The sequence below is a fragment of the Mesorhizobium sp. 01N446 genome, assembly GCF_056399285.1.
In genome coordinates, this window is the sequence record NZ_JBFTRA010000003.1 from 460393 (window position 1) to 482375 (window position 21983).

A 21983-nucleotide genomic window follows, 5' to 3' on the forward strand; every position below is an offset into this window, starting at 1 on the left:
ACAGGAGTCCGGTTTGACGACCGAAAAGAAATCCAAGAAAAGCGGGACGGCGAAGCAGCCGGACGGCAATGCGGAACCATTGAGCCGCGAGCAGGTGCTGGAGCGCTACGCCGAGACCGGATACGCTTTGGACCTGCACCCGGCGCATATTATCCGCAAGGCGCACCAGCGCGCGACGCTGCGTTTCCAGCAGGTCATGGCCGGCGAGGACCTGTCGCCGACCCAGTTCGCGGCCCTTGCCACGATCCTCAAGCATGGCGAGGTCTCGCAGAACCATCTCGGCCGGCTGACGGCGATGGATCCGTCGACCATCAGCATCGTCATGCGCAAGCTGCTCAAGCACGGGCTGATCACGCGCAGCGCTTCCGACACCGACCAGCGCCTGTCGATGATCGCGCTGACCGAAAAAGGCACCGAATACACGCTCGAGCGGCTCGCGCGCAGCGTGGAGGTCGGACGCCGCTTCCTGTCGCCGCTGTCGCCCGCCGAGCAGACGACGCTGCTGCGCCTGCTCAAGCGCATCAATGACGACGATCCATCGAATGGCGACGGCGGCAAGTAAGCCGCGCCAAGACCTTCCAGATCAGCAGAAATGAGAACCAATGCCCTCCGACCCCAAGTCGTCTGCCAACGCGCTCGTCATCCACAATATCGGACTGCTGATGAGCGGTGACCTCGGCCAGCCGATCCTGGATGCCGATACCATCGCCGTGGCGGAGGGACGCATTACGGGCATTGGCAAGGCAGGCGGCGTCAACGGCGGCGATGCGGCGACTATTATCGATGCGATGGGCTGCGCTGTGGCGCCGGGGCTCATCGACAACCATGTCCATCCGGTAGCCGGCGACTGGACGCCGCGGCAGAACCAGATCGGCTGGATGGATTCGACCGTGCATGGCGGCGTCACGTCGATCATTTCGGCGGGTGAGGTCCACACGCCGGGCCGGCCGCGCGACCTGGTCGGGCTGAAGGCGCTGGCGATCGCGGCGCAGCGGACCTTCTCCAACTTCCGCCCGAACGGCATGAAGATCCTGGCCGGCGCCCCCATCCTGGAACACGGCCTGGTCGAGGATGACTTCCGGTACCTCGCCGAAGCCGGCGTGACACTCATCGGCGAGGTCGGACTTGGCGGCGTCAAGGATGGTCCGACCGGCCGGCAGATGATCGCCTGGGCGCGCAAATACGGCATGACCTCGATGACCCATACGGGCGGCCCTTCCCTGCCCGGCTCCGGCCGCATCGGCGCCGATGTGGTGCTGGAGGTCGACGCCGACATCGTCGCCCACGTCAATGGCGGACCGACGGCACTTCCCGAAGCCGAGATCCGGCAGATCTGCGAAAACGGCTCGCGTGCGCTGGAAATCGTCCATAACGGCAATCTGCGCACCGGCTTGTTCGTGCTCGACCTGGCCAGGCAGCGCGGCGAGCTTTCACGCGTCATCCTCGGCACCGACAGCCCGGCCGGGTCCGGCGTGCAGCCGCTCGGCATCCTGAGGACGCTGACCATGCTGGCGTCGCTGGGCGGCATTGCGCCGGAAGTGGCGTTCTGTCTCGCCAGCGGCAACACGGCGCGCGTGCGCGGCCTGACCGACCGTGGCATCATCGAGGTCGGCCGCGCCGCCGACCTGATCTTCGTCGATCAGGCGATCGGCGGCGCCGGTGACGGACTGCTTGACAGTGTCTCGCTTGGCAATCTGCCGGGCATCGGCATGGTCGTCATCGACGGCGAGGTGCGGACCGGCCGCAGCCGCAACACCCCGCCGGCCATGCGCGTGCCGGAGGTCAGGGCCGCGTAGCGGCCTTCGCTGGCATCAGCTCACACCGTCGACCCCGACGATCCTTTCCTTGGTCAACCCGCCGACGCGCGCGTGCGGCCTGCCGGAATCGGTGACGGCGATGGCGACGACGATCTCGTCGGCGCGCGGCGCATCGGGGACACGGACCTCCATGCCGTCGAAATGGCTGCGCACCTTCGCCGCATCCTTGTGGCCGAGCGGAATGTCGAGCGGCACGCCGAGGCCGCCGCGCTTCTTCGACGAGGGAATGAGCGCGGCGCCCTTGCCCAGCACATCGCGGAACGGCGCGCCGAGCTTTGGATGAAGGATGGCGGCGGCATGTTCGAGTTCGCCGTCGGCGCCGACCGCGGCGGCCTTGCCGAAGCTCTCGACCTGATCGCCGGCAATGCCAAGCGCCGCCACCGCCCGCCTGGGCAGGATGTCGCCCAGGGCTTCGCCGATATCGACCAGCACCGACAGATTCTCGGCAAACACGCCGGCATAAGGGTTGCGGATCACCGCGATAGCCGCGGCACGCCGAGTCGGCGGGTCGACGGGGCGGCCGCCTTCGATCCGGGTTTCTTCGACGATGGTGATGATGCGGCGGATTTCCGCGCTCATCGCAATCCGTCCTCGCCCTTGATGTCGGCCGCCGCCAGGCCGCCGACCCGCGCATGGATGCGCGGGCCGGTCGTCATCGCCAGGATAACCGCCATCTCGTCGCTGCGCGGCGCATCGCCAACGCCGATCTCGATCGCGTCGAAATGGCTGCGCACATAGGAAGCGTTGATGTGGGTGATCGGAATGTCGATGCGCGTTCCGGGAGCCCCGACCTTCTTGGTCGAGGGTACGATAGCCCTGGCGTTGCCGAGCAGCTCGCGCATCGCATAGCCACCCGGATTGTGCCAGAGCGCGCCATGTTCAAGCTCGCCGGCGGCACCGACGATGGCTCCCTTGCCATAGCCTTCGACAGCGGCGACGCCACCGCCCATGGCATCGATCAAGCGCCGCGCCATTTCCAGGCCGAGCGGCTTCAGATCTTCCATGAAGCCAGTGATCTCCTCGACGTAACGTCCGGCAAAGGGATTGGCGATGACGGCGACGATCGCGCCCCGCTTGAGCGGATGTGCCGCGGGCGGCCCGCCTTCATGGAAGACCTCTTCGACCTGGACCAGAAATTTCCTGACCACCACAGCTGGCATTGCGCGTATCCTTCGTCCCGTCATTCATGAAAACTCGTTAGAGTATCAACAATTATGCATCACCGATATTTGTCAAGCACCGCGGTAAGAGGATGCCAATGACAGGCCCGGAAAACTGCATCGGATGACGATTGACAGCCTGTCGGGCCGCTCCTAAACTCATATGACCATCAACGAAATTGCCAGCATTCCGGCGGTGTGTGAGGATGGTCAAGGCGTGGCTTCAAAAGCTGAAAAAAGCTGAAGGGGAATGACATGAAAAGGGCGCTCAAGAGTTTATTTCTGGCCGGCACGATGCTGGCCGTTTCGTTGGGGTCGGCCGCCGCACAGGCCAAGGTTTCGGTGGCCGCCATCTCAGGATATTTCGCACAGGGCTTTGGCGTTTCGATCGTCAACGGCCTCAACAAGGCCAAGGCCGATTTCGGCATCGACCTCAAGCTGGTCGACACCGGCAATCGCGCCTTGGACTATGAGGAGCAGTTCGAGAACCTCGCCAAGGGCAAGCAATACGACCTCATCTTCGTCATGGGCTGGGAGCTGGTGGATTCGCTGCAGAAGGTCAGCAAGAAATATCCCGACCAGCGCTTCGTCTTCATCGATGGCGTGCTCGACAATCCCAAAATGATCTATGCCAACTTCGCCGAGGAACAGGGCTCCTTCGTCGCCGGCGCGCTGGCCAGCATGATCGAGGCCAAGGGCAGTGAATTTCCCAAGATCGGCGACGGCAAGGCAATCGGCTTCGTCGGCGGCCGCGACATCCCGGTGATCCGCAATTTCCTTGGCGGCTATGAGCAGGGCGCCAAATACGCCGCGCCCGATGTGAAGGTGAACTCCGTCTTCGCCGGCACCTTCGATGACCCGGCCAAGGGCAGCGAGCTCGCCCAGGCGCTGTACGGCCAAGGCTCCGACATTGTCTACAACGTCGCCGGCCCGACCGGTGAAGGCGTGATGCAGGCCAGTGCGGCCGCCGACAAATATTCAATCGGCGTCGATATCGACATGTGCGGCACGGCTCCCGGAAATGTGCTCGGCAGCATGCTGAAGCGCGGCGACATCGCCGTCTATACGCTGATCAAGGATGAGGTCGGAGGCAACAAGGTCACAGCCGGCACCCGCACCTTCGACCTTGCATCGGGCGGCGTCGAGTTCAAGGTCTGCGACGACATCGCGCCGAAGATCCCGGCCGACGTGACCACCAAGCTCGACGAGATCAAGAAGGGCATCCTCGACGGCAAGATCGTGATCGCCAAGGCGAAATAGGCAACCGCGCATCCCTCCCCAAGAAAGCGCTACGCTGATCCGCCGCGGCCTGCCGCGGTGGATCAGCGTCCAGTCTGCCAATCTGCGAGAACATCGTGTCGAACGCGCCGGGGTCCGCGCCCCTCCACAGCACAGTAGCGATGGCCGTCGAATTGACAGGCATCACCAAGCGTTTTGGCGCCTTCATCGCCAATGACGGCATCGGTCTTGCCGTGCGCCGGGGTGAGATCCACGCCATCATCGGCGAGAACGGCGCCGGCAAGACGACGCTAATGAACATCCTTTTCGGCCTGCTGCAGCCGGACGAAGGCTCGATCCGACTGAATGGCGAGGCGACGGTGGTCGCCGACCCGGCCGCCGCCATCAAGGCTGGGCTTGGCATGGTGCACCAGCATTTCAAGCTGGTGCCTTCGCTGTCGGTCGCCGACAATGTCTTTCTCGGCATGGAAATCCGGCGTCATGGATTGATCGACCACGCCGCGCAGATCGCGCGCACGCAGGAACTGTCGAAGCGTTTCGGGCTGCATGTCGATCCGACCGAGCGCGTCGGGCTGCTGTCCGTCGGCATCGAGCAGCGCATCGAAATCCTGAAAGTGCTGGTGCGCGGCGCCCGCACCATCATCCTCGACGAACCGACGGCGGTGCTGACGCCGCAGGAAAGCCGCGAACTGTTCCAGACGCTGCGCAGCTTCGTGGCCGAGGGCATGACGGTGATCTTCATCTCTCACCATCTGGAAGAGGTGATGGAGGTGTCCGACACGGTGACGGTGCTGCGCAACGGCAAGAAGGTGGCGACCCGCCCGACATCGGAACTCAATAGGGATGAGCTGGTGCGCATGATGGTCGGCCGCGAGGTCAGTTTCGACCGGCGGCCGCGGGCGGCGCTTGACGGCGACATCGTGCTGGATGTCAGGGATCTCTGGGCGCGCGACGATCGCCGGCTGCCGGCCGTTCGTGGCGCCAGCTTTGTCGTCCGTTCCGGCGAGGTGGTGGGCATTGCGGGTGTCGCCGGCAATGGGCAGACGGAACTGGCCGAAGTGCTTTCGGGCCTGCGGCCGGCAAGCCATGGCGAGGCCCGGCTGAAAGGCCAGGACCTCACCACGCTCACCCCCGCCGCGATCCGCGAGGCGGGCCTTGCCCATGTTCCGGGCGACCGTATGGTGCGCGGCGTCGATCGCAATGCATCGATCGCGGCAAACACGCTGATGGGCCGCCAGCACAGCGCGCCGTGGAGCCGCAACGGCGTGCTCGACTGGAAGGCGATTGCCGCAAATGCCGCAGCGCTGATCAAGAGCTTCGACATTCGCGCGCAAGGAGCGGGCGATGCCGTCAAGCGGCTTTCCGGGGGCAACATCCAGAAGGTGGTGCTGGCGCGCGAATTCACCAACGGCGCCGACTTCCTGCTGATCGACCAGCCGACGCGCGGCGTCGACATCGGCGCCCAGGAGGCCATCCATGACGAGATCATGCGCCAGCGCGCGGCGGGCCGGGCGATCCTCTTGATTTCCGTGCAGCTCGACGAGTTGGCGGCGCTCGCCGACCGCATCCTGGTGATGTTCAATGGGCGGATCATGGGCGAAGTCGCCGGCGACGATGCCGATGAAGACCGGATCGGCATGATGATGGCGGGCGTGTCGCCGCAGCTGGAGCCCGCACGATGAGCGACCGTTTGCGCGCCTTTTCCGGCCAGATCATCGCCGTGGGCGTCGCCTTGCTCTTGGGGGCGATCATCATCCTCCTGGTCGGCGAAAGTCCGATCCATGTCTTGATGACGCTGCTGCGCGGCGCCTTTGGCGATCAGGAAAAGATTGCCGGCACGCTGCTGCAGACGACGCCGATCCTGATCTGCGGCGTCGCCGCCTGCATCGGCCTGCGCGGCGGCATGTTCAATGTCGGCATCGAGGGCCAGCTGTTCCTCGGCGGTTTCGCCGCCGCCTGGGTCGGCTTCACCTTTTCCCTGCCCGCTGGCATCCATATGCTGGCGGCGCTGGCACTCGCGGTCGTCGCGGGCGCGGCCTGGGTTGCCATCCCCGCCTTTTTCCGCGCCCGCTACAACACCAACGAGGTCGTCTCGACGATCCTGTCGAACTACATCGCGGTGCTGCTCACCTCCTACTTCACCATCTTCCTGTTCAAACGGCCCGGCGGCTGGTCGGAGACGCCGCCGATCCTGGCGACGGCCTATCTGCCCGAGATTTTTTCCTTCTCGCGGCTGAACTGGGGGCTGTTCATCGGCCTGGCGCTGGCGGTCGGCGTCGCGCTGATCTTCCGCTACACCAGCTGGGGCTATGGTGTGACCATGGTCGGCTCGGCGCCGAAATTCGCCGAATATGGCGGCGTCAACGTGAAGCGGCAGGGCTTTGTCGTGCTGCTGCTTTCAGGTGCCGTCGGCGGCCTCGCCGGCGGCGTCGAGACGCTCGGCGTGCATCACCGCTTCATGGAGGGCTTTGCTCCAGGCTTCGGCTTCGACGGGCTGATCGCCGCCCTGCTCGCCAATGGCTCACCGGTCGCCACCATCGTCACGGCGCTGTTCTTCGGCGCGCTTCGCAGCGGGTCGCTGCTGCTCGAGGTCGACACCAGCGCCTCGCGCGAAATCATCACCGTCATCCAGGCGCTGATCATCCTCAGCGTATCGGCGCAGGTTCTGATCAAACGCCGCGGCGACAGCCAGGCGGGGGAGCGGCGATGGAAATTCTAGACAAGCTCATCAACGTCGCGCTGATCGCCGCGACCCTTCGCACCACCGCGCCGATCCTCTTGGTGGCGCTCGGCGGGTCGTTCACCACCAAGGCCGGTATCTTCAACATCGGCCTCGAGGGCCAGATGCTGGCCGGTGCCTTCTTTGCCGTCATCGGCTCGATCTGGACGGGCTCGGCATTCGCGGGCGTCGCCTGCGGCGTTGCCGCGGCACTTGCCTTCGCGCTGGCGTTTGCCGTGCTTGTGGTGACGTTCCGGGCTAATGAGGTGGTCGTCGGGCTGGCGCTCAACATCCTTGCCGGCGGCATGACGATCTCGCTGATGAAAGCGATTTTCGGCACGCGCGGATCGATCGTCGGTCACGGCATTGTCGGCCTGCCCAAGGTGCAGATACCAGGCGCCCAGGCGCTGCTCGGCTCGTGGGCGCCGCTGATCTCAGGGTTCACGCCGATCGTCTATGTCGCGTTCATCGCGGTGCCGCTGCTGGTGCTGTTCTACAACCGCACCCGGCTCGGCCTCTACATCCGCGTCGTCGGCGAAAAGCCCGAAGCCGCGGAAGCACTCGGCATTTCGATCACCCGCGTCCGCTACATCGCCTCGCTATTGTGCGGATTGCTGGCGGGGTCGGCCGGCGCGCATCTGTCCCTCGGCTACATCACCATGTTCACCGAGAACATGTCCTCAGGCCGCGGTTTCATGGCGGTGGCGATCTTGATCTTTTCCAATGGCGACCCGCTGAAAGTGCTGGCCGGTTGCCTGCTGTTCGGCTTCGCCGATGCCTTCTCGCTGCGCCTGCAGACCTTTGGTTTCCCGTCCTATCTGGTGCTGACCGTCCCCTATGTCGTCGCGCTGACGGCGCTGTTCGCGCTGTCCTACCGGGCGCGGCCGAAAATCATCAAGGAGACGCTGGCATCGATGCAGAAACTTCTGTCGGTCGACAGCGCCCCGGTCGACAAAAATCCCTAGTGAAGGAACTCTCATGGAACGCATAATCCTCGACGTGGATTCTGCCGGCGACGATATTCTGGCCGTGCTGTTTGCCGCGGCGAATCCCAATGTCCGGCTCGAAGGCGTCACCACCGTCACCGGTGCCGCAGGCCCGATCGAGCAGGTCACCAATGTCGTGCTCAACACGCTAACGCTTGCCGGGCGCGACGACATACCGGTCCATGCCGGCGCCTGGCGGCCGATCGTCGGCAATGCCAAGGCCGACATGGAAGCGCCGGTGCATTTCGAGAAGCGGCTCGTTGCCCGCTTCGGCGACCGGCTGAAGAAATTCAATCCGCCGGCGCCGCCTCCCGTTCGCCCGGCAACGCCGGGGCACGCGGTCGATTTCATCATCAAGACGGTCATGGCCAACCCCGGCGAGATCACGCTGGTGACGACCGGGCCGCTGACCAATGCGGCGATGGCGCTTCTGCAGGAGCCGCGCCTGACGGGCGCGCTCAAACGGCTCTTGGTGCTGGGCGGCAATTTCCAGACGCCTGGCAACATCACGCCGCTATCGGAATACAACATCTGGGCCGATCCGGAGGCTTCGCGCACCGTGCTCAACGCCGATGTCGAGAAGATCCTGGTGCCGCTCGATATCTGCGAGGACAACCGCGTCGCCGCTTCGATGCTGACGCGCGACGATATCGCCGACATGCAGGCCGTTGCCCGCAAGAACGCCGTCTTCGACATGATCGCCGACAGTTTTCCGATCTACATCGACATCTGGCGCGAGTTCTTCGACCTCGTCGGCTTCCCGATGGACGACGTCATCACCGTGGCTTTGGCCTTCGACCCCAGCCTTGCCACGATGACCGAACCGCTCTTCGTCGATGTCGTGCTGGACGGCCGCCTGGCGCGCGGCCAGACGGTTGCGCATCGCGGCCGGCAATTGCTGCCCGGCGGCGGGCCGAAGACCACGCGCATCTGCACGGATCTCGACGGCCGCCGCTTCCTGAACATCTTCAAGCAAACCATCGCGCGCTACGAACAAGCCGCGTGAGGACCGCCAAAATGACCATTGCAACTCCCATCCTGTTCGACTGCGACCCCGGCCATGACGACGCCATCGCGCTGGTCATGGCGCATCGCTCACCGGCCATCGAATTGCTCGGCGTCACCACCACCTGCGGCAACGCCGAGGTCGAGAAGACGACGGCCAATGCGCTGCGCATCCTTGAATATATCGGTGCCGGCGACGTGCCGGTCGCGCAAGGCTGTCACCGTCCGCTGGCGCGGCCGCTGGTGCTCGGCACCGCCGACGGTCCGAGCGGCCTCGAAGGCTCGCCCTATCTGCCACAGGCGACGATCAAGCCGGTCGACCAGCACGCCGTCGATTTCCTGGCCGACAAGCTGCGCGCCGCGCCCGAACCGATCCTGGTCGTCGCCACCGGTCCGCTGTCCAATATCGGCCTGATGATCCTCAAGCATCGCGACGTGCTGCCCAAGATCAAGGAATTGATCTGGATGGGCGGCGTCTTCTACCGCAAGAGCGAGATCATCACGCCGACGGAGTTCAACGCTTTCTGCGACCCCGAAGCGCTGAAGATCGTGCTGGACAGCGGCGTGCCGATCCTGATGGTCGGGCTCGATGTCACTATGCAGGTGCTGATCGAGGCGCCGCAATATGCCGAACTGGCCACGATCGACACGCCGCTCGGCAAGCTCGTCAATGACTGGCTGCTGTTCTACGAGAAGCTGCACCGCAACTCGATGGGCGTCGGCGGGGCGATGCACGATCCGCTTGCGTTGGCGCTGGCCATCGATCCGACACTGGTGCGCACGCGTCCGGCCCATATCGGCGTCGATCTCACAGGCACCTATGCTTTCGGTGCTACGGTTGCCGATTTCTGGGGCGAGCGCGGCGAGAAGGACAATGCGCGTATCGCCCATGAGGTCGATGCCGACCGCTTCTTCAAGCTGATGTTCGACCTGTTGCGGGATTAGGCCCGCTCGGGACAATCCCTTGGTTCAACGTGGATCGGACAATCTCTGGGCATGCCATTTCAGATGGTCGCCCATGAATGTCGAAATGAAGAAATACGAGTGGTCGTAGCCATCCTGCATGCGCAGGGTCAGAGGGATGCCGGCCTTGGCGCAGGCCGCCTCCAGCAGCCACGGCCTCAGCCCCTCGTTGAGGAAGCCGTCCGACGTTCCCTGATCTACGAACAGCTCTGGAAAACGGTGGCCATCCTCGATGAGCAGGGTGGCATCGTAGCCCCGCCATGACGCCTCGTCCGCGCCGAGATATTTTTCGAGGGCGGGCCGTGACCAGCCGGCAGTGCTTGGCTGCACGATCGGCGCGAAGGCCGAGCAGCTTTTGAAGCGCCCGGGATTCTTGAGCGCGATCGTCAGCGCGCCATGCCCGCCCATCGAGTGGCCGAAGATCGCCTGGCGCCTCAAATCGGCCGGAAATTCCCGGGCGATCAACGCCGGCAATTCCTCGGTGACATAGGAATACATGCGGTAGTTCGTGGCGTAGGGCGCTTGCGTCGCATCGACATAGAAGCCGGCGCCGCAGCCGAACTGCCAATTGTCCTTCTCGTCGGGAATACTGGCGCCGCGCGGACTGGTGTCGGGACAGACGACGATCAGGCCAAGCTCGGCGGCCATGCGCCGGTACTCCCCCTTGTCCATGACATTGGCATGGGTGCAGGTGAGGCCGGAGAGATACCATACGACCGGGCAAGGTTTTTCACGGGCCTTCGGCGGCACGAAGACGGCGAAAGTCATGTCGCAGGCGCAGGCCTCCGAAGCGTGGGAATAGACGCCCTGCACGCCGCCATGCGACTTGGCCGAGGAGATGGTCTTCATCCGGTCCGACATGTTCTTCTCCACCAAACGTCCTTCACGGCCGCCTGTCTAAGGACCATGGTTGCCAGGCGCAAGTCCAGCCTACTCCGCCGCGAGCGCCGTCACCTCCCGCCGGAACGGCAGCGCATCGCCGATATCGTCTTCGTCCAGTTCGCGTGCGAAGCGGTGGCCGGCATAGGTTGCCCAAGCGATCGGCCCCGGCGCCTCGGCATCGCCGATGACCTTGATCGAACTGATACCATTGTCGGCCCATTCGTCGCGCCGCGCTTTCAGGTCACGCCAGACCTGATCGTCCTGCTGGCGCGACGTCACCAGCACCACGGCGTCGGCGGCAATGTCGCGTTCCGCACCAGAATAGGCACAGGCGGTGGCGACGCCACCTTGTACGATGCGCGTCACGGTCCGGTTGAGCACGATCTCGACGCCGAGCCCGGCCAGACGGCGGTGGATGGCGCCCTGCTCCAGCGTGTTGCGGGTCCAGTCCGAGACATAGGCGGACGGCGTCACCAGCGCTACCTTCGCGCCCTGACGCGCCATCAGCTCAGCCAGAACGCCGCCCATATAGTAGTGGTCGTCGTCGAACAGCACGACATTGCCGGTCGGCACGTTTCCAGCCATCAGATCGTCCGGCGTGTAGACCGGCATGGCCGGGTCGATCGGCATCGGCACGACATGGGCGCGCGCCACGCCGTCGCGGCGCCATGTCGAGCCGGTGGCAAGCGCGATGTTCTGAAAACCGAAGGCCAGTATGTCCTGCGCCGACAACCGGCTATCGAAATAGATGTCGACATTGGACATCTGGCTGAGCTGGTACTGGCGATAGTCACGCACGCGGCCCCAGGCCGACAGGCCCGGCAAGCGGCATTCGCGCGCGACGCGGCCGCCAAGTTCTGTGCCGGCCTCGGCAATGGCCACCTGGTAGCCGCGCAAGCCGAGTGCACGGGCGGCCTCCAGCCCGGCGGGGCCGGCGCCGACGATCAGCACGCTGTCGCTGTCGCCCTTGGCCTGCATGCGTTCGGGATGCCAGCCCTTGCGCCACTCCTCCATGAAGGTCGGGTTCTGCGTGCAGCGCGAGATCGACATGGTCATGTCACCGGTGATGCAGATGTTGCAGCCGATGCATTCGCGGATGTCCTCGATGCGCCCCTCCTCCACCTTCTTCGGCAGGAAGGGATCGGCGATCGACGGGCGGGCGCAGCCGATGAAATCGAGCGTGCCGGATTTGATCATCCTGACCATCAAATCCGGCGAGGTGAAGCGGCCGACGCCGACGACCGGCTTCGAGGTCAACGTCTTGATGCCGGACACCAGGCTTTCCTGCGCGGCCTCTTCCTTGAAGCGCGACGGTCCCGAGCAATCCTCCCAGGCGCCATGCGCCAGATCCCAGAGGTCGGGCAATTCGGCATGCATCTCGATCATGTCGCGGACTTCGGAATTGGCGAAGCCGAGCTCGCCGATCATTTCGTCCAACGACAGCCGCAGCGTCAGGCCACAGGTGTCACCGATGGCATCCCTGCCCTCCTCGATCAGCTCGCGCATCAGCCGCGAGCGATTTTCCAGCGAGCCGCCATATTCGTCGCTGCGCTGGTTGGTGGCGGTGGACAGGAAGTGCTGGATGATGCCGAAGCCGTGCGCGCCGTAGAGGCAGACCAGATCAAAGCCCGCCAGCTTGGCGCGCTTGAAGGCATTGCGGTGCCAGCGCCGGAGGTCGCGTATATCCTCTCTGTCCATGGCGCGCGCCTGAACCGGATCGTTGGTGAAGGTGCGGATGGGCAGAGCCGACGGCCCGCGCGGCACTTCCTTGGTGTAGAGGTTCGGACCGTTGATGCCGGAATAGGCGAGCTGGATGCCGGCCAGCGCGCCATGCTGGTGCATGGCCTCGGCCATTTTGGCCAGCGCCGGGATGTCGGCGTCGTCCCACAGCCTGAGCTCGATGAAGGGCGTGATCTCCGAAGTATGGTGCATCTCGGTCTGCTCGGTGAAGATGACGCCCCAGCCGCCTTCCGACTTGATGCGCCGCATCTCGGCCGCGGCGGAAGGATCGCGATAGCCGCCGCCATTGCAATGCGGCACCTGGTAGAAGCGGTTCTTGGCGGTCACCGGACCGATCTTCACGGGCTCGAACAGAATGTCGTAGCGTGGATCACGCATGGTGCTTCCTTCCTGCCAGCGTCGCATCTCGGCATGCGCGGCGATGGTTTTGGCGCAAGCCGGTCCGCCCCGTGGGTAGATGCCTTGAACCTACTCATAAGTTGCGACGCGTGCCGGAAAACTACAGATTTCTTCTGTGCCGATTAGGACGCGCCTAATCAGCCCTCGCCGCCTGGATTAGCATCCGGCAAATCCCGGCTGAGCCAAATGCGACTTCAAGGCCGTGGTCGCGCGATGCTAGATAGCGTGCACGGCCAATGAGACGCGAGACGCATGGACAGCATCCAGATCCTTGAAAAGCTGATCGGCTTTCCGACAGTCAGCCGCGACTCGAACCTCGACCTCATCGGCTACGTGACGGAGTTGCTGGCGGCACAGGGCATTGCCTGCCAGATCATCCGCAGCGCCGATGGCCACAAGGCCAACCTGTTCGCCACCATCGGGCCGGCCGATGCTCCCGGCGTCATGCTGTCCGGCCACACCGATGTCGTTCCTATCGACGGGCAGGACTGGACGCTGCCGCCTTTCGCGATGACCGCGCGCGACGGCAGGTTGTACGGCCGTGGTGCGGCCGACATGAAGGGTTTCGTGGCCTGCGCGCTCGCGGCCTGCCTTAAGGCCGCGAAAATCAACCTGCAAACGCCCTTGCATCTGGCGCTTTCCTATGACGAGGAGATCGGCTGCATCGGTGTGCACAGCCTGATCGACATGCTGCAAGCCGCGCCGCACCGGCCATTGCTGTGCATCGTCGGCGAGCCGACCAATATGCAGGTGGCGACCGGCCACAAGGGCAAGCTCGCGGCACGCGCCATCTGCAGGGGACGGGAGGGCCATTCGGCACTCGCTCCGCTGGCGCTCAACGCCATTCATCTCGGCTGCGACTTCGTCTCCGCATTGCGCCGGGAACAGGACCGGCTGGCCAGCGATGGCGCGCGCGACGGTGACTATGACATTCCCTACACAACCGTCCATGTCGGCAAGATCAATGCCGGCGTGGCGCTCAACATCGTGCCGAACCTCTGCCAGCTCGACTTCGAGATCCGCAATGTCGCGGCCGACAATGCCGACCAGATCCTCGACGGGCTGCGCACTGAAGCGCAGCGCATCGCCGCTGCCGCTTCAGCGATCGCGCCGGAGGCCGCCATCGACATCGAGATCACCAACACCTATCCGGGACTGGACACACCGGCGAATTCGCAGGCCGTCGCCTTCGTCAAGTCGTTGACCGGCGCCAACGACACCATGAAAGTCGCCTACGGCACCGAGGGCGGATTGTTCAGCCGTGACCTCGGCACGCCGACCATCGTGTGCGGACCGGGATCGATGGCGCAGGGGCACAGGCCGGACGAATTCGTCAGCGGCGAACAGCTGCGCCGCTGCGACGACATGCTGGACAATTTGCTGCGGCGGCTTGCCGATCACCGGCTTCAGCTGGCGTGAGGCAACGCCGCTATTCGACGACCCGCCCGCTGCCGAACACGCCCTGTTCGACGACGAAACGGCGGCAGTGATCGATGAAGGCCTGCACCGTCTGGGTGCGGTGCTCGGCATTGGGCAAGGCTACCCCCATCGTCAGAGGCCGCAAATCCCCCGCCAGGGGCACGAAGACCAGCGGCTTGCCGTCCGGCGCCAGAGTGTTGAGCGGCCGCATGTTGGCGATGCCGTAGCCGAAGCCGTTCGCGACCATCGACCGCATCACCGCGATGTCGCCGGTGCGCTCGGCAATGTTCGGCCTGATGCCCCGCATCTGGAAGGCCGAGAGAAAATATTCGCGGCTGTATGGCAGGTCGAGCAGCACCATCGGCTCGTCGGCCAGTTCTTCCGTCGTGATCGAAGCCTTGCCGGCGAAGCGGTGCCCCTGCGGCAGCATGACATAGGCCGGCACCAGCATCAGCGGCTCGAACGTCGTGTCCTGCGACAGTTCGAGATCGTAGGTCAGCGCCGCGTCGATTTCGCCGCGCTGCAGCATTTCGAGCAACTGACCCTGGTTGCGTTCGAACTGCCGGAACCGCACCTCGGGATAGGCGCGTTCGAACTTCATACGGAGCGTCGGCATGACGATCTGCGCGAAGGTCAGCAGGCACCCGACCGCCAGCGGTCCGCGCACCTTCTCGGCGATGTCGCCGGCGATATCGTGCAGGGCGTCGGCGTCGGCCAGCAGCCTGGCCGCCTCCTTCAGGAAAACGCGTCCGCCAGCCGTGAGCGACAGGCCATGCGAATGCTTGCGGACAAAAAGCTGGACGCCGAATTCTGCCTCCAGCTGCGCGATCGACGCCGAGATCGAAGGCGGCGAGACATTGACCTGCTCGGCCGCCTTGGTAATGGAGCCGGCTTCGCCGACCGCGACGAAATATTCCAATTGTCTGAGGGTGAAGCGTAGCGGCATGGGCTTCTATGTTGCCGGTTTGGGCGCCGCGATCAAGCGCCCGCGCGGCTTCAGTATTTGATCCATGTCGTTTTCAGCGCGGTGTACTTGTCCAGCGCGTGCAGCGACAGGTCGCGGCCAAAGCCCGATTGCTTGATCCCGCCGAACGGCGTCATCGGGCTCAGCGCATCGACCGTGTTGACGGAAACAGTGCCGGCGCGGAGCCGACCGGCGACGCGGTGGGCGCGCGAAAGACTGTCGGTCCACAGCGATGCGGCCAGCCCATACGGGCTGTCATTGGCGATGCGGACAGCCTCCTCCTCATCGTCGAAGGCAATGACCGAAAGCACCGGTCCGAATATCTCGTCCCTGGCAATCGGGTCGTCATGGGCGACGTTGTCGAAGATGGTGGGCTGTATGAAGCTGCCGCGGCCGTTGACCGTGACCCGATCGCCGCCCGCAACCAGGCGCGCGGTCTTCTTGCCGGCCTCGACGAAACGCATGACGTTGGCGGCGTGGCGGGCATCGACCATGGCGCCCATTTTCGAGGCCGGGTCGAGCGGATCGCCTGGCTGGGTGGCGGCCGCGCGCTCGGCCAGTTTCTCCACGAAGGCATCCCTGATGGAGCGTTCGACGAGCAGGCGCGAATTGGCCGAACACACTTCGCCCTGGTTGAAGAATATCCCAAACGCTGCCATGTCGGCCGCCGCATCGAGATCGCCGCAATCGGCGAAGACAAGGTTCGGGCTCTTGCCGCCTGTTTCGAGCCAGACCTGCTTCATGTTCGACTGGCCGGAATACTGCAGAAACATCTTGCCGACCGCGGTCGATCCGGTGAAGGCAAGGCAATCGACATCCATATGCCGGCCGAGCGCCTGCCCGGCCGTCTCGCCAAGGCCAGGCACGACATTGAGCACGCCGGCGGGTAGGCCCGCCTCCATGGCGAGTTCCGCCAGCCTGAGCGCCGAGAAAGGCGACTGTTCCGCAGGCTTCAGTACCACCGAATTGCCCGCGGCAAGCGCGGGCGCACATTTCCAGGTCGCCATGTCGAGCGGGAAATTCCATGGCACCACGGCACCGACCACGCCGAGCGGCTCGCGGCGTACCAGCACCAGATCGCCGCCGCCGGTCGGCGCCACCTCGTCGTAGATCTTGTCGATGGCCTCGCCATACCACTGGAAGATCGCCGCCGAACCGGGAACGTCGACAGTCGCGGCATCCATGACCAGCTTGCCCATGTCGAGCGATTCGAGCAGGGCAAGCTCCTGCAGGTTTTCGCGCAAGAGCCGCGACAGCCGCAGCAGCACCTCCTTGCGGTGCGCTGGGCTGGTGCGCGACCAGACACCGGCCTCGAAACTGCGGCGCGCAGCGGCAACGGCCAGATCGATATCCTCCTCACCGCAGGACGCCACCTCAGCCAGGGTTTCGCCGGTGGCCGGATTGATGCTGGCGAAGGTTCGGCCCGAACGCGCGGGAACCGTCTTGCCGTCGATGAACGCCTTGTCGCGAAAACGGATCGCCGATGCCTTGCCGATCCAGTCCTTGTGACTGAGTTCGCTCATGCGGATGCCTCCCCCTGCGTATTCACTACTCGTCGCCCGGCACGCCGTAGCTCGGGGCGTCGGACGGATTGATCGCACGGGTCACATAGGCGTCGAGCTGCGGTTTGTAGCGATCCCACAGGGCCGCCAGTTCCTCGATCGGACAGGCCTCGCTCCAGTCCAAGCGCAGGTCTGCGACCGGCCAAGAGACCTCGCGCACCAGCTTCATTCCAGCGGAATGGACCGGACCCGCCTCGCCCCCCGCCTTCAGCGCGGCGCGCATGGTGGCGATCAGGCGGTCGCCGAGATGCCCGTCCGAGGCGAGGAAGGCCTCGACCATGGCTTGCGGCACGCCATCATGGGCCAGCATATTGCCGCCGCAGGCGACATTGTCCGCACGCGCTTCCGCCCAGATGCCGAGCGCCCTAGGCCCGGAGTGGATGGCGGTGGTCCCGGCGACATCGACAGCCAGTACCTGCCGGTAGTCGCTCCAGGCGCCGGTGCGCTTCAGGATGGCGACCGCCTCGGCGGCCGAGGCACCGCGCGCCAGCAGTTCGAGCCCCCTGGTGCCGAGCGTCGGATCGGTGACGTTCTGGCTGGCCACCGCCCCCACGCCCGCCTGCGCGTAGGCGCAACGCGCCGCCACCGCCGGAGAGGAGGACGATACCGCGACGCCGAACATACCAGTGCGGCTGCATCGCGCGACGATGGAGAAGGTCATGGCGTCAATCCGGGATTACGGCGGTGCCATCGATCTCGACCAGCCACTCCGGCCGTGCCAAGGCCGACACGACGAGGCCGGTCGAAACGGGATGCACGCCTTTGATGTACTCGCCCATGGTGCGGTAGACCGCCTCGCGATGGCGCACGTCGGTGATGTAGACGACCACCTTGACCAGATGCTCCATGGTGCCGCCGCATTCCTCTATGAGCTGCCTGATGTTCTGCATCACCTTGTGCGTCTGCTCGGCCGGATCGTGGCTGCCGATGTTCTTGGCGGTGTCGAGATCCTGCGGACACTGGCCGCGCAGATAGACCGTGCGGCCGCCCCGCGTGACGACCGCCTGGCACAGATCATTGTCGAGCTTCTGCTCGGGATAGGTGTCCTTGGTATTGAACTTGCGGATTCTCGTATGCGCCATGCTGGTCTCCATCAAATCGGGCTAGAGCGTTTCCCCGTTTCACGGAAACGGCAAACCGCTCTATCTTTTTGTTTTTACGCAATTCCGGACGGAAAACCGCTCACACTTTTCCTGGAATTGCTCTGACAGTCGTCAGCGTCGGTCAGGCGTCCACTGTCTCGCGCCGTGCTGCAGCGTGATAGGCCAGATATTTGCGCTGCGTGGAAATGCGGTCGGCGACATGCTTGGCATCGTGCCAGACACCCCAGATGAAACTCGATCCTCTTCGCGATTGCCAAGGCAATCCCAGGAAGTAGATCCCGGGCTCGGTCGAGACGCCGCGCTGATGCCTCGGCCGGCCCTTCTCGTCAAAGGCATCGACCTTCAGCCAGCTGTAATCGACGGCAAAGCCTGTCGCCCAGATGATCGCCGCTATCCCGGCTTGAGCCAGATCGAGCTCGCGAAGCGGGTTGGCCAGGCAGTCCGGATCCGGGTCGATCCGACGGGCCGCGGGCTCCTCCGGAAGGTCGAGGCCGTTGCGCGCGACATAGGCGTCGGCCTCGTCCAGCAGCGACATCAGGTTGGCGTCACCGCGGGCAATGTTCTTCGCCAGGTCGGGCGCGAAGGTCAGCACGCCGTCCTGATATGTCTTGGTCATGCCGACCAGGGTAAGCCCCTGCGCGGCCAGCCGACGGAAATCAATGGTCTCGCCGCCACGCGCGCCGCTCACCGCGATGGTGACATGTTCCGTGCCAGGCCCCGGGGTTTCGAGGTCCCATTTGCCGAGAACGCCAAGCCACCAGCAGAAATCGCGCCCGCGATAAGCGCGCGGCGGGCGGTCGTGTGGGCCGACCGAGAGGTAGACGCGCCGCCCCGAGCGCTGAAGCTCATCGGCGATCTGCACACCTGACGATCCAGCCCCGACCACCAGCACCGCGCCCTTCGGCAACTGTCCGGGATTGCGGTACGCGCTGGAATGAATCTGCAGGATGTTCACATCGCCGGGGACAAGCGCGGGAATGACGGGGACCTGGAAAGGCCCGGTCGCCGCGACGATGCTGTTGGCCTCGATCACCCCGTCCGACGTCTCGACGCGGAACCCGGGCCGCCCGACATTTCTTTGCGCGAGCTTGACCTCGACGCCGCAGCGGATCGGCGCCTTGATCTGCCTTGCATAGGCGGCGAAATAGTCGGCAACCTCCTCCTTGGACGGAAAGCCGTCGGGGCCCGTCACGGGAAATTCCATGCCTGGGAAGCGGTCATGCCAGGCCGGGCCATTGGCAACGAGCGAGTCCCACCGCTGCGAGCGCCAGCGCTCGGCGATCCGGCCACGCTCAAGAACGAGATGCGGCACGCCGCATTTGCTCAGATGCTCGGACATAGCCACCCCCGCCTGGCCACCGCCGACGACAAGCGTGTCTATTTTTTCCACCGACATTTCTGCGTCCTTTCCCCCCAAAGAGTTTCCGCGGATGCGAGGAGCTCAGATCGCTGGTGTACTGGAGGGACTGATTAGCGAAAATTACGATTTCATGTGGCAGTGGTTAGCTTGTCCCTAAACGCCAGGAGACGAGCCAACGCGAGACTACGACAGCATCGCCCTGGCTGCTTTTTCGCCGATCATCATGGACGGCGCATTGGTGTTGCCGCCGATCAGCGTCGGCATGATCGAGGCGTCCGCCACCCGCAGATTGTCGAAGCCGCGCACCTTGAGGCCGGCGGGATCGACCACCGCCATGGCGTCGGTGCCCATCTTGGCCGTGCCGACCGGATGATAGACGGTGAGCGCCTCGGCGCGCAGATAGGCGAGGATCTCGTCATCGGAGACGACATCGGGTCCCGGCAGGATTTCCGGTCCGCGAATAGCGGCAAAGACCGGCGAAGCCAGAATGGAACGCGCGACCTTGATGCCCTCGACCAGGGTCAGGGCATCCTGGCCGTCACTGAAGAAGCGGTGATCGATCAGCACGTTGCGGCGGGTGCCGTCGCGCTCGAGCGTAATCTCGCCGACGCTTCCCGGCCGCAACACGCAGGTGTGCACGGCGTAGCCATGGCCATATTCGACAAGCCGGCCGCGATGGCTGCGGTAACCCGGGACAAAGTGGAATTGGACATCGGGAATATCGCCGGCATATTTCGTCCTGGCGAAGCCGCCGGCCTCGACATAGTTGGTCGTCAGCATGCCCTTGCGCCGGACGAAATACTGAAAGGGCGCGGCCAGCATCGCCGGCAGGTTGGCGAGCGACAGGCCGAGCGTCCTGGTGCTGTTCGACCGCACGGTGATCATGCCGTCGACGTGGTCGCGCAAATTCTTGCCGATGCCGGGCACGTTCATCACCGGCTCTATCCCGGCCGCCTTCAGCTCTTCGGCCGGGCCGATGCCGGATGCAAGCAGGATACGCGGCGATCCGATCGCGCCCGCGCTGAGCACCACTTCGGCGCGGCATATCAGTCGCTGGGCTGCTCCGTCCCTGGTCACATTGACGCCGGTGACGCGCCCGTTTTCGATCGCCAGATCAAGCACCTCGACGCCTGACAGAACCTGGAGATTGGGGCGGCCGAGAATCGGCCGGACGAAGGCCGAATAGGCCGAGAAGCGCTCGCCCCTCTCCTGGGTGACGTTGTAGATGCCCAAGCCGAGTTGGCCTTCGGCGTTGAAGTCGCGGTTTTCGGGCAGGCCGATGCTCCGGCCTGCCTCTACCCACAGCCGGGATACGGCGTTGGGGTCGCGCGGATTGTCGACCAGCAGTTCGCCGTCGAAGCCGTGATAGGCCGGGTTCTGCGTCAGGAGATTTCGCTCCAGTTTCTTGAACACCGGCAAAACATCGGCATAGGACCACCCGGCGCAGCCAAGTGCCGCCCACTCGTCGTAGTCTTGCGCTGCGCCGCGGATATAGACCATCGAATTGATCGAACTCGACCCGCCAAGAAGCTTGCCACGGTTAACCGGTATGCGGCGGTTGTCGAGCAGCGGCTGCGGCACGCCTTTGTAGCCGTAGTCGAACTTCGGATTGCCGTAGAGCGAGAGGATGCCGGCCGGCACGCGCACCCTTGTGCGGTCGTCGCTGCCGCCGGCCTCGATGAGGCAGACACTGCTGGCGGGGTTGGCGCTCAGCCTGTTGGCCAGGACACAACCGGCCGAGCCCGCGCCGATGACGATATAGTCGAATTCCGCGGCCGCGATGCTCATGCCGGTTTTCGTTTCATGCATGTCGTCTTCCCAAAACCGAGGTCACTTTTGGGCGACATGCATTAGTGCTCGTCGTCTTCGTCGTTCTTCAAGAGTTCAAGGATTTCCCGCTTCATGGCGATGAAGTTCGGCTCCATGACCAGGTCCATGCTGCGCGGACGCGAGAAGCCGACGCGGATTTCCTTCTTGATCTGGCCGGGCCGGCCGGACATGACGAGCACCCGGTCCGCCAGCAGGATCGCCTCGTCTATGTCGTGGGTGACGAAGAGGACCGTCTTCTTGGAATGGTCCCAGATCCGCAAGAGAAGCTTCTGCATGGAGTGGCGGGTCTGGCTGTCGAGCGCGCCGAAAGGTTCGTCCATCAACAGCACCTGCGGATCGTTGGCGAGCGCACGCGCGATCGCCACGCGCTGCTTCATGCCGCCCGACAGCTGCGAAGGATAATGGTTGGCGAATTTCGCCAGGCCGACCTCATGCAGAAAATGCTCGACGATGGCCCTGCGCTCCCCCGCCGACATGCCTTTCCGCTTCGGGCCGTATTCGACGTTCTGCGCCACGGTGAGCCAGGGAAACAGCGTATAGGCCTGAAACACCATGCCGCGATCGGGGCCTGGCTCGGTGACCGGCTTGCCGCCCACGGAGATCATGCCGCCGGTGCGCTCCTCCAGACCGGCAATGAGATAGAGCAGGCTCGACTTGCCGCAGCCGGATGGGCCGACGATCACGCAGAACTCATTGGGCACGACATGGAACGAGATGCCGTCCAGCGCCAGCACCGCATTGTCGCCCGTGCCATAGCGCAGGGCCACATTGTCGATGGCGATGTCGGAGCTCTTCGGTTTTGTCGCGAGTGTCAGGGCATCCATGTCAGCGAACT

At 64.5% G+C, this 21983-nt stretch carries 20 protein-coding genes; 9 read left to right on the forward strand and 11 right to left on the reverse strand.

The features are described 5' to 3' along the window. Window positions 1-13: 13 nt before the first annotated feature. Window positions 14-562, forward strand: coding sequence for a MarR family winged helix-turn-helix transcriptional regulator (locus AC1DPX_RS16430; RefSeq protein ID WP_477238114.1), 549 nt, complete (start codon window positions 14-16; stop codon window positions 560-562). Between the two features lie 40 nt (window positions 563-602). After that, window positions 603-1796, forward strand: coding sequence for an amidohydrolase family protein (locus tag AC1DPX_RS16435; protein WP_477238116.1), 1194 nt, complete (start codon window positions 603-605; stop codon window positions 1794-1796). Window positions 1797-1811: 15 nt separating this feature from the next. Here AC1DPX_RS16435 and AC1DPX_RS16440 read toward each other — a convergent pair whose 3' ends face one another. Further along, window positions 1812-2396, reverse strand: coding sequence for an amino acid synthesis family protein (locus AC1DPX_RS16440; protein ID WP_477238118.1), 585 nt, complete (start codon window positions 2394-2396; stop codon window positions 1812-1814). Beyond that, on the reverse strand, window positions 2393-2977 hold the full coding sequence (locus tag AC1DPX_RS16445) for an amino acid synthesis family protein (RefSeq protein ID WP_202355612.1): 585 nt from the start codon (window positions 2975-2977) through the stop codon (window positions 2393-2395). The genes AC1DPX_RS16440 and AC1DPX_RS16445 overlap by 4 nt, the downstream gene beginning before the upstream one ends. 255 nt (window positions 2978-3232) lie before the next feature. Here AC1DPX_RS16445 and AC1DPX_RS16450 point away from each other — a divergent pair, with 255 nt between their 5' ends. The 6 genes from AC1DPX_RS16450 (at window position 3233) to AC1DPX_RS16475 (ending at window position 9871) form a co-directional block, all read left to right on the forward strand. Further along, window positions 3233-4237, forward strand: a complete 1005-nt coding sequence (locus AC1DPX_RS16450; RefSeq protein WP_202355613.1) for a BMP family lipoprotein — start codon at window positions 3233-3235, stop codon at window positions 4235-4237. A 140-nt stretch (window positions 4238-4377) separates the two neighbouring features. Beyond that, window positions 4378-5898 carry an ABC transporter ATP-binding protein gene (locus AC1DPX_RS16455; RefSeq protein WP_477238120.1) on the forward strand — a complete coding sequence of 507 codons (1521 nt, stop codon included), beginning with the start codon at window positions 4378-4380 and terminating at the stop codon, window positions 5896-5898. Then, entirely contained in the window at window positions 5895-6935 is a 1041-nt protein-coding gene (locus tag AC1DPX_RS16460; protein ID WP_202355615.1) for an ABC transporter permease, read from the forward strand. Before AC1DPX_RS16455 ends, AC1DPX_RS16460 begins: the two co-directional genes overlap by 4 nt. Continuing rightward, on the forward strand, window positions 6923-7900 hold the full coding sequence (locus AC1DPX_RS16465; RefSeq protein WP_477238122.1) for an ABC transporter permease: 978 nt from the start codon (window positions 6923-6925) through the stop codon (window positions 7898-7900). The genes AC1DPX_RS16460 and AC1DPX_RS16465 overlap by 13 nt, the downstream gene beginning before the upstream one ends. A gap of 13 nt (window positions 7901-7913) precedes the next feature. Further along, complete coding sequence (locus AC1DPX_RS16470) at window positions 7914-8927, forward strand: nucleoside hydrolase (RefSeq protein WP_477238124.1); 1014 nt, start codon at window positions 7914-7916, stop codon at window positions 8925-8927. A gap of 11 nt (window positions 8928-8938) precedes the next feature. Beyond that, window positions 8939-9871: a nucleoside hydrolase gene (locus AC1DPX_RS16475; RefSeq protein ID WP_477238126.1), complete on the forward strand. Its 933-nt coding sequence runs from the start codon at window positions 8939-8941 to the stop codon at window positions 9869-9871. Between the two features lie 24 nt (window positions 9872-9895). Here AC1DPX_RS16475 and fghA read toward each other — a convergent pair whose 3' ends face one another. Both fghA and AC1DPX_RS16485 read right to left on the reverse strand, forming a co-directional pair. After that, complete coding sequence (fghA, locus tag AC1DPX_RS16480; RefSeq protein ID WP_477238128.1) at window positions 9896-10750, reverse strand: S-formylglutathione hydrolase; 855 nt, start codon at window positions 10748-10750, stop codon at window positions 9896-9898. A gap of 69 nt (window positions 10751-10819) precedes the next feature. After that, complete coding sequence (locus AC1DPX_RS16485; RefSeq protein WP_477238130.1) at window positions 10820-12889, reverse strand: oxidoreductase; 2070 nt, start codon at window positions 12887-12889, stop codon at window positions 10820-10822. Window positions 12890-13162: 273 nt separating this feature from the next. Here AC1DPX_RS16485 and argE point away from each other — a divergent pair, with 273 nt between their 5' ends. Further along, complete coding sequence (gene argE, locus AC1DPX_RS16490; RefSeq protein WP_477238132.1) at window positions 13163-14329, forward strand: acetylornithine deacetylase; 1167 nt, start codon at window positions 13163-13165, stop codon at window positions 14327-14329. A gap of 10 nt (window positions 14330-14339) precedes the next feature. Here the strand turns inward: argE and AC1DPX_RS16495 are convergent, their stop codons facing one another. The 7 genes from AC1DPX_RS16495 to AC1DPX_RS16525 all read right to left on the reverse strand — a co-directional run bounded on the left by AC1DPX_RS16495 (window position 14340) and on the right by AC1DPX_RS16525 (window position 21972). Continuing rightward, a complete protein-coding gene (locus tag AC1DPX_RS16495) occupies window positions 14340-15275 on the reverse strand; it encodes a LysR family transcriptional regulator (RefSeq protein WP_027045706.1) in 936 nt (311 codons plus the stop codon). Window positions 15276-15325: 50 nt separating this feature from the next. Beyond that, window positions 15326-16816: an aldehyde dehydrogenase gene (locus tag AC1DPX_RS16500; RefSeq protein WP_477238134.1), complete on the reverse strand. Its 1491-nt coding sequence runs from the start codon at window positions 16814-16816 to the stop codon at window positions 15326-15328. 25 nt (window positions 16817-16841) lie between these two features. Then, a complete protein-coding gene (locus AC1DPX_RS16505) occupies window positions 16842-17516 on the reverse strand; it encodes a DUF1028 domain-containing protein (protein WP_477238136.1) in 675 nt (224 codons plus the stop codon). 4 nt (window positions 17517-17520) lie between these two features. Continuing rightward, a complete protein-coding gene (locus AC1DPX_RS16510) occupies window positions 17521-17937 on the reverse strand; it encodes a RidA family protein (protein ID WP_477238138.1) in 417 nt (138 codons plus the stop codon). Window positions 17938-18079: 142 nt separating this feature from the next. Next, window positions 18080-19354, reverse strand: coding sequence for a flavin-containing monooxygenase (locus AC1DPX_RS16515; RefSeq protein ID WP_477238140.1), 1275 nt, complete (start codon window positions 19352-19354; stop codon window positions 18080-18082). 147 nt (window positions 19355-19501) lie between these two features. Then, the gene (locus tag AC1DPX_RS16520; RefSeq protein ID WP_477238274.1) at window positions 19502-21106 is read right to left on the reverse strand and encodes a GMC family oxidoreductase; all 1605 of its coding nucleotides are present in this window, start codon (window positions 21104-21106) and stop codon (window positions 19502-19504) included. A gap of 62 nt (window positions 21107-21168) precedes the next feature. Further along, entirely contained in the window at window positions 21169-21972 is an 804-nt protein-coding gene (locus AC1DPX_RS16525; RefSeq protein WP_477238142.1) for an ABC transporter ATP-binding protein, read from the reverse strand. Between the last annotated feature and the right edge of the window lie 11 nt (window positions 21973-21983).

Excerpts from the sequence above, each read along its gene's own strand:
- AC1DPX_RS16505 (WP_477238136.1), bottom strand. The coding sequence starts at position 17,516 with ATGACCTTCTCCATCGTCGCGCGATGCAGCCGCACTGGTATGTTCGGC.
- AC1DPX_RS16510 (WP_477238138.1), bottom strand. The coding sequence starts at position 17,937 with ATGGCGCATACGAGAATCCGCAAGTTCAATACCAAGGACACCTATCCC.
- AC1DPX_RS16520 (WP_477238274.1), bottom strand. The coding sequence starts at position 21,106 with ATGAGCATCGCGGCCGCGGAATTCGACTATATCGTCATCGGCGCGGGC.
- AC1DPX_RS16455 (WP_477238120.1), top strand. The coding sequence starts at position 4,378 with ATGGCCGTCGAATTGACAGGCATCACCAAGCGTTTTGGCGCCTTCATC.
- AC1DPX_RS16515 (WP_477238140.1), bottom strand. The coding sequence starts at position 19,354 with ATGTCGGTGGAAAAAATAGACACGCTTGTCGTCGGCGGTGGCCAGGCG.
- AC1DPX_RS16445 (WP_202355612.1), bottom strand. The coding sequence starts at position 2,977 with ATGCCAGCTGTGGTGGTCAGGAAATTTCTGGTCCAGGTCGAAGAGGTC.
- AC1DPX_RS16435 (WP_477238116.1), top strand. The coding sequence starts at position 603 with ATGCCCTCCGACCCCAAGTCGTCTGCCAACGCGCTCGTCATCCACAAT.
- AC1DPX_RS16470 (WP_477238124.1), top strand. The coding sequence starts at position 7,914 with ATGGAACGCATAATCCTCGACGTGGATTCTGCCGGCGACGATATTCTG.
- AC1DPX_RS16500 (WP_477238134.1), bottom strand. The coding sequence starts at position 16,816 with ATGAGCGAACTCAGTCACAAGGACTGGATCGGCAAGGCATCGGCGATC.
- AC1DPX_RS16475 (WP_477238126.1), top strand. The coding sequence starts at position 8,939 with ATGACCATTGCAACTCCCATCCTGTTCGACTGCGACCCCGGCCATGAC.
- AC1DPX_RS16465 (WP_477238122.1), top strand. The coding sequence starts at position 6,923 with ATGGAAATTCTAGACAAGCTCATCAACGTCGCGCTGATCGCCGCGACC.
- AC1DPX_RS16460 (WP_202355615.1), top strand. The coding sequence starts at position 5,895 with ATGAGCGACCGTTTGCGCGCCTTTTCCGGCCAGATCATCGCCGTGGGC.
- argE (WP_477238132.1), top strand. The coding sequence starts at position 13,163 with ATGGACAGCATCCAGATCCTTGAAAAGCTGATCGGCTTTCCGACAGTC.
- AC1DPX_RS16525 (WP_477238142.1), bottom strand. The coding sequence starts at position 21,972 with ATGGATGCCCTGACACTCGCGACAAAACCGAAGAGCTCCGACATCGCC.
- AC1DPX_RS16450 (WP_202355613.1), top strand. The coding sequence starts at position 3,233 with ATGAAAAGGGCGCTCAAGAGTTTATTTCTGGCCGGCACGATGCTGGCC.
- AC1DPX_RS16440 (WP_477238118.1), bottom strand. The coding sequence starts at position 2,396 with ATGAGCGCGGAAATCCGCCGCATCATCACCATCGTCGAAGAAACCCGG.
- AC1DPX_RS16495 (WP_027045706.1), bottom strand. The coding sequence starts at position 15,275 with ATGCCGCTACGCTTCACCCTCAGACAATTGGAATATTTCGTCGCGGTC.
- AC1DPX_RS16485 (WP_477238130.1), bottom strand. The coding sequence starts at position 12,889 with ATGCGTGATCCACGCTACGACATTCTGTTCGAGCCCGTGAAGATCGGT.
- fghA (WP_477238128.1), bottom strand. The coding sequence starts at position 10,750 with ATGTCGGACCGGATGAAGACCATCTCCTCGGCCAAGTCGCATGGCGGC.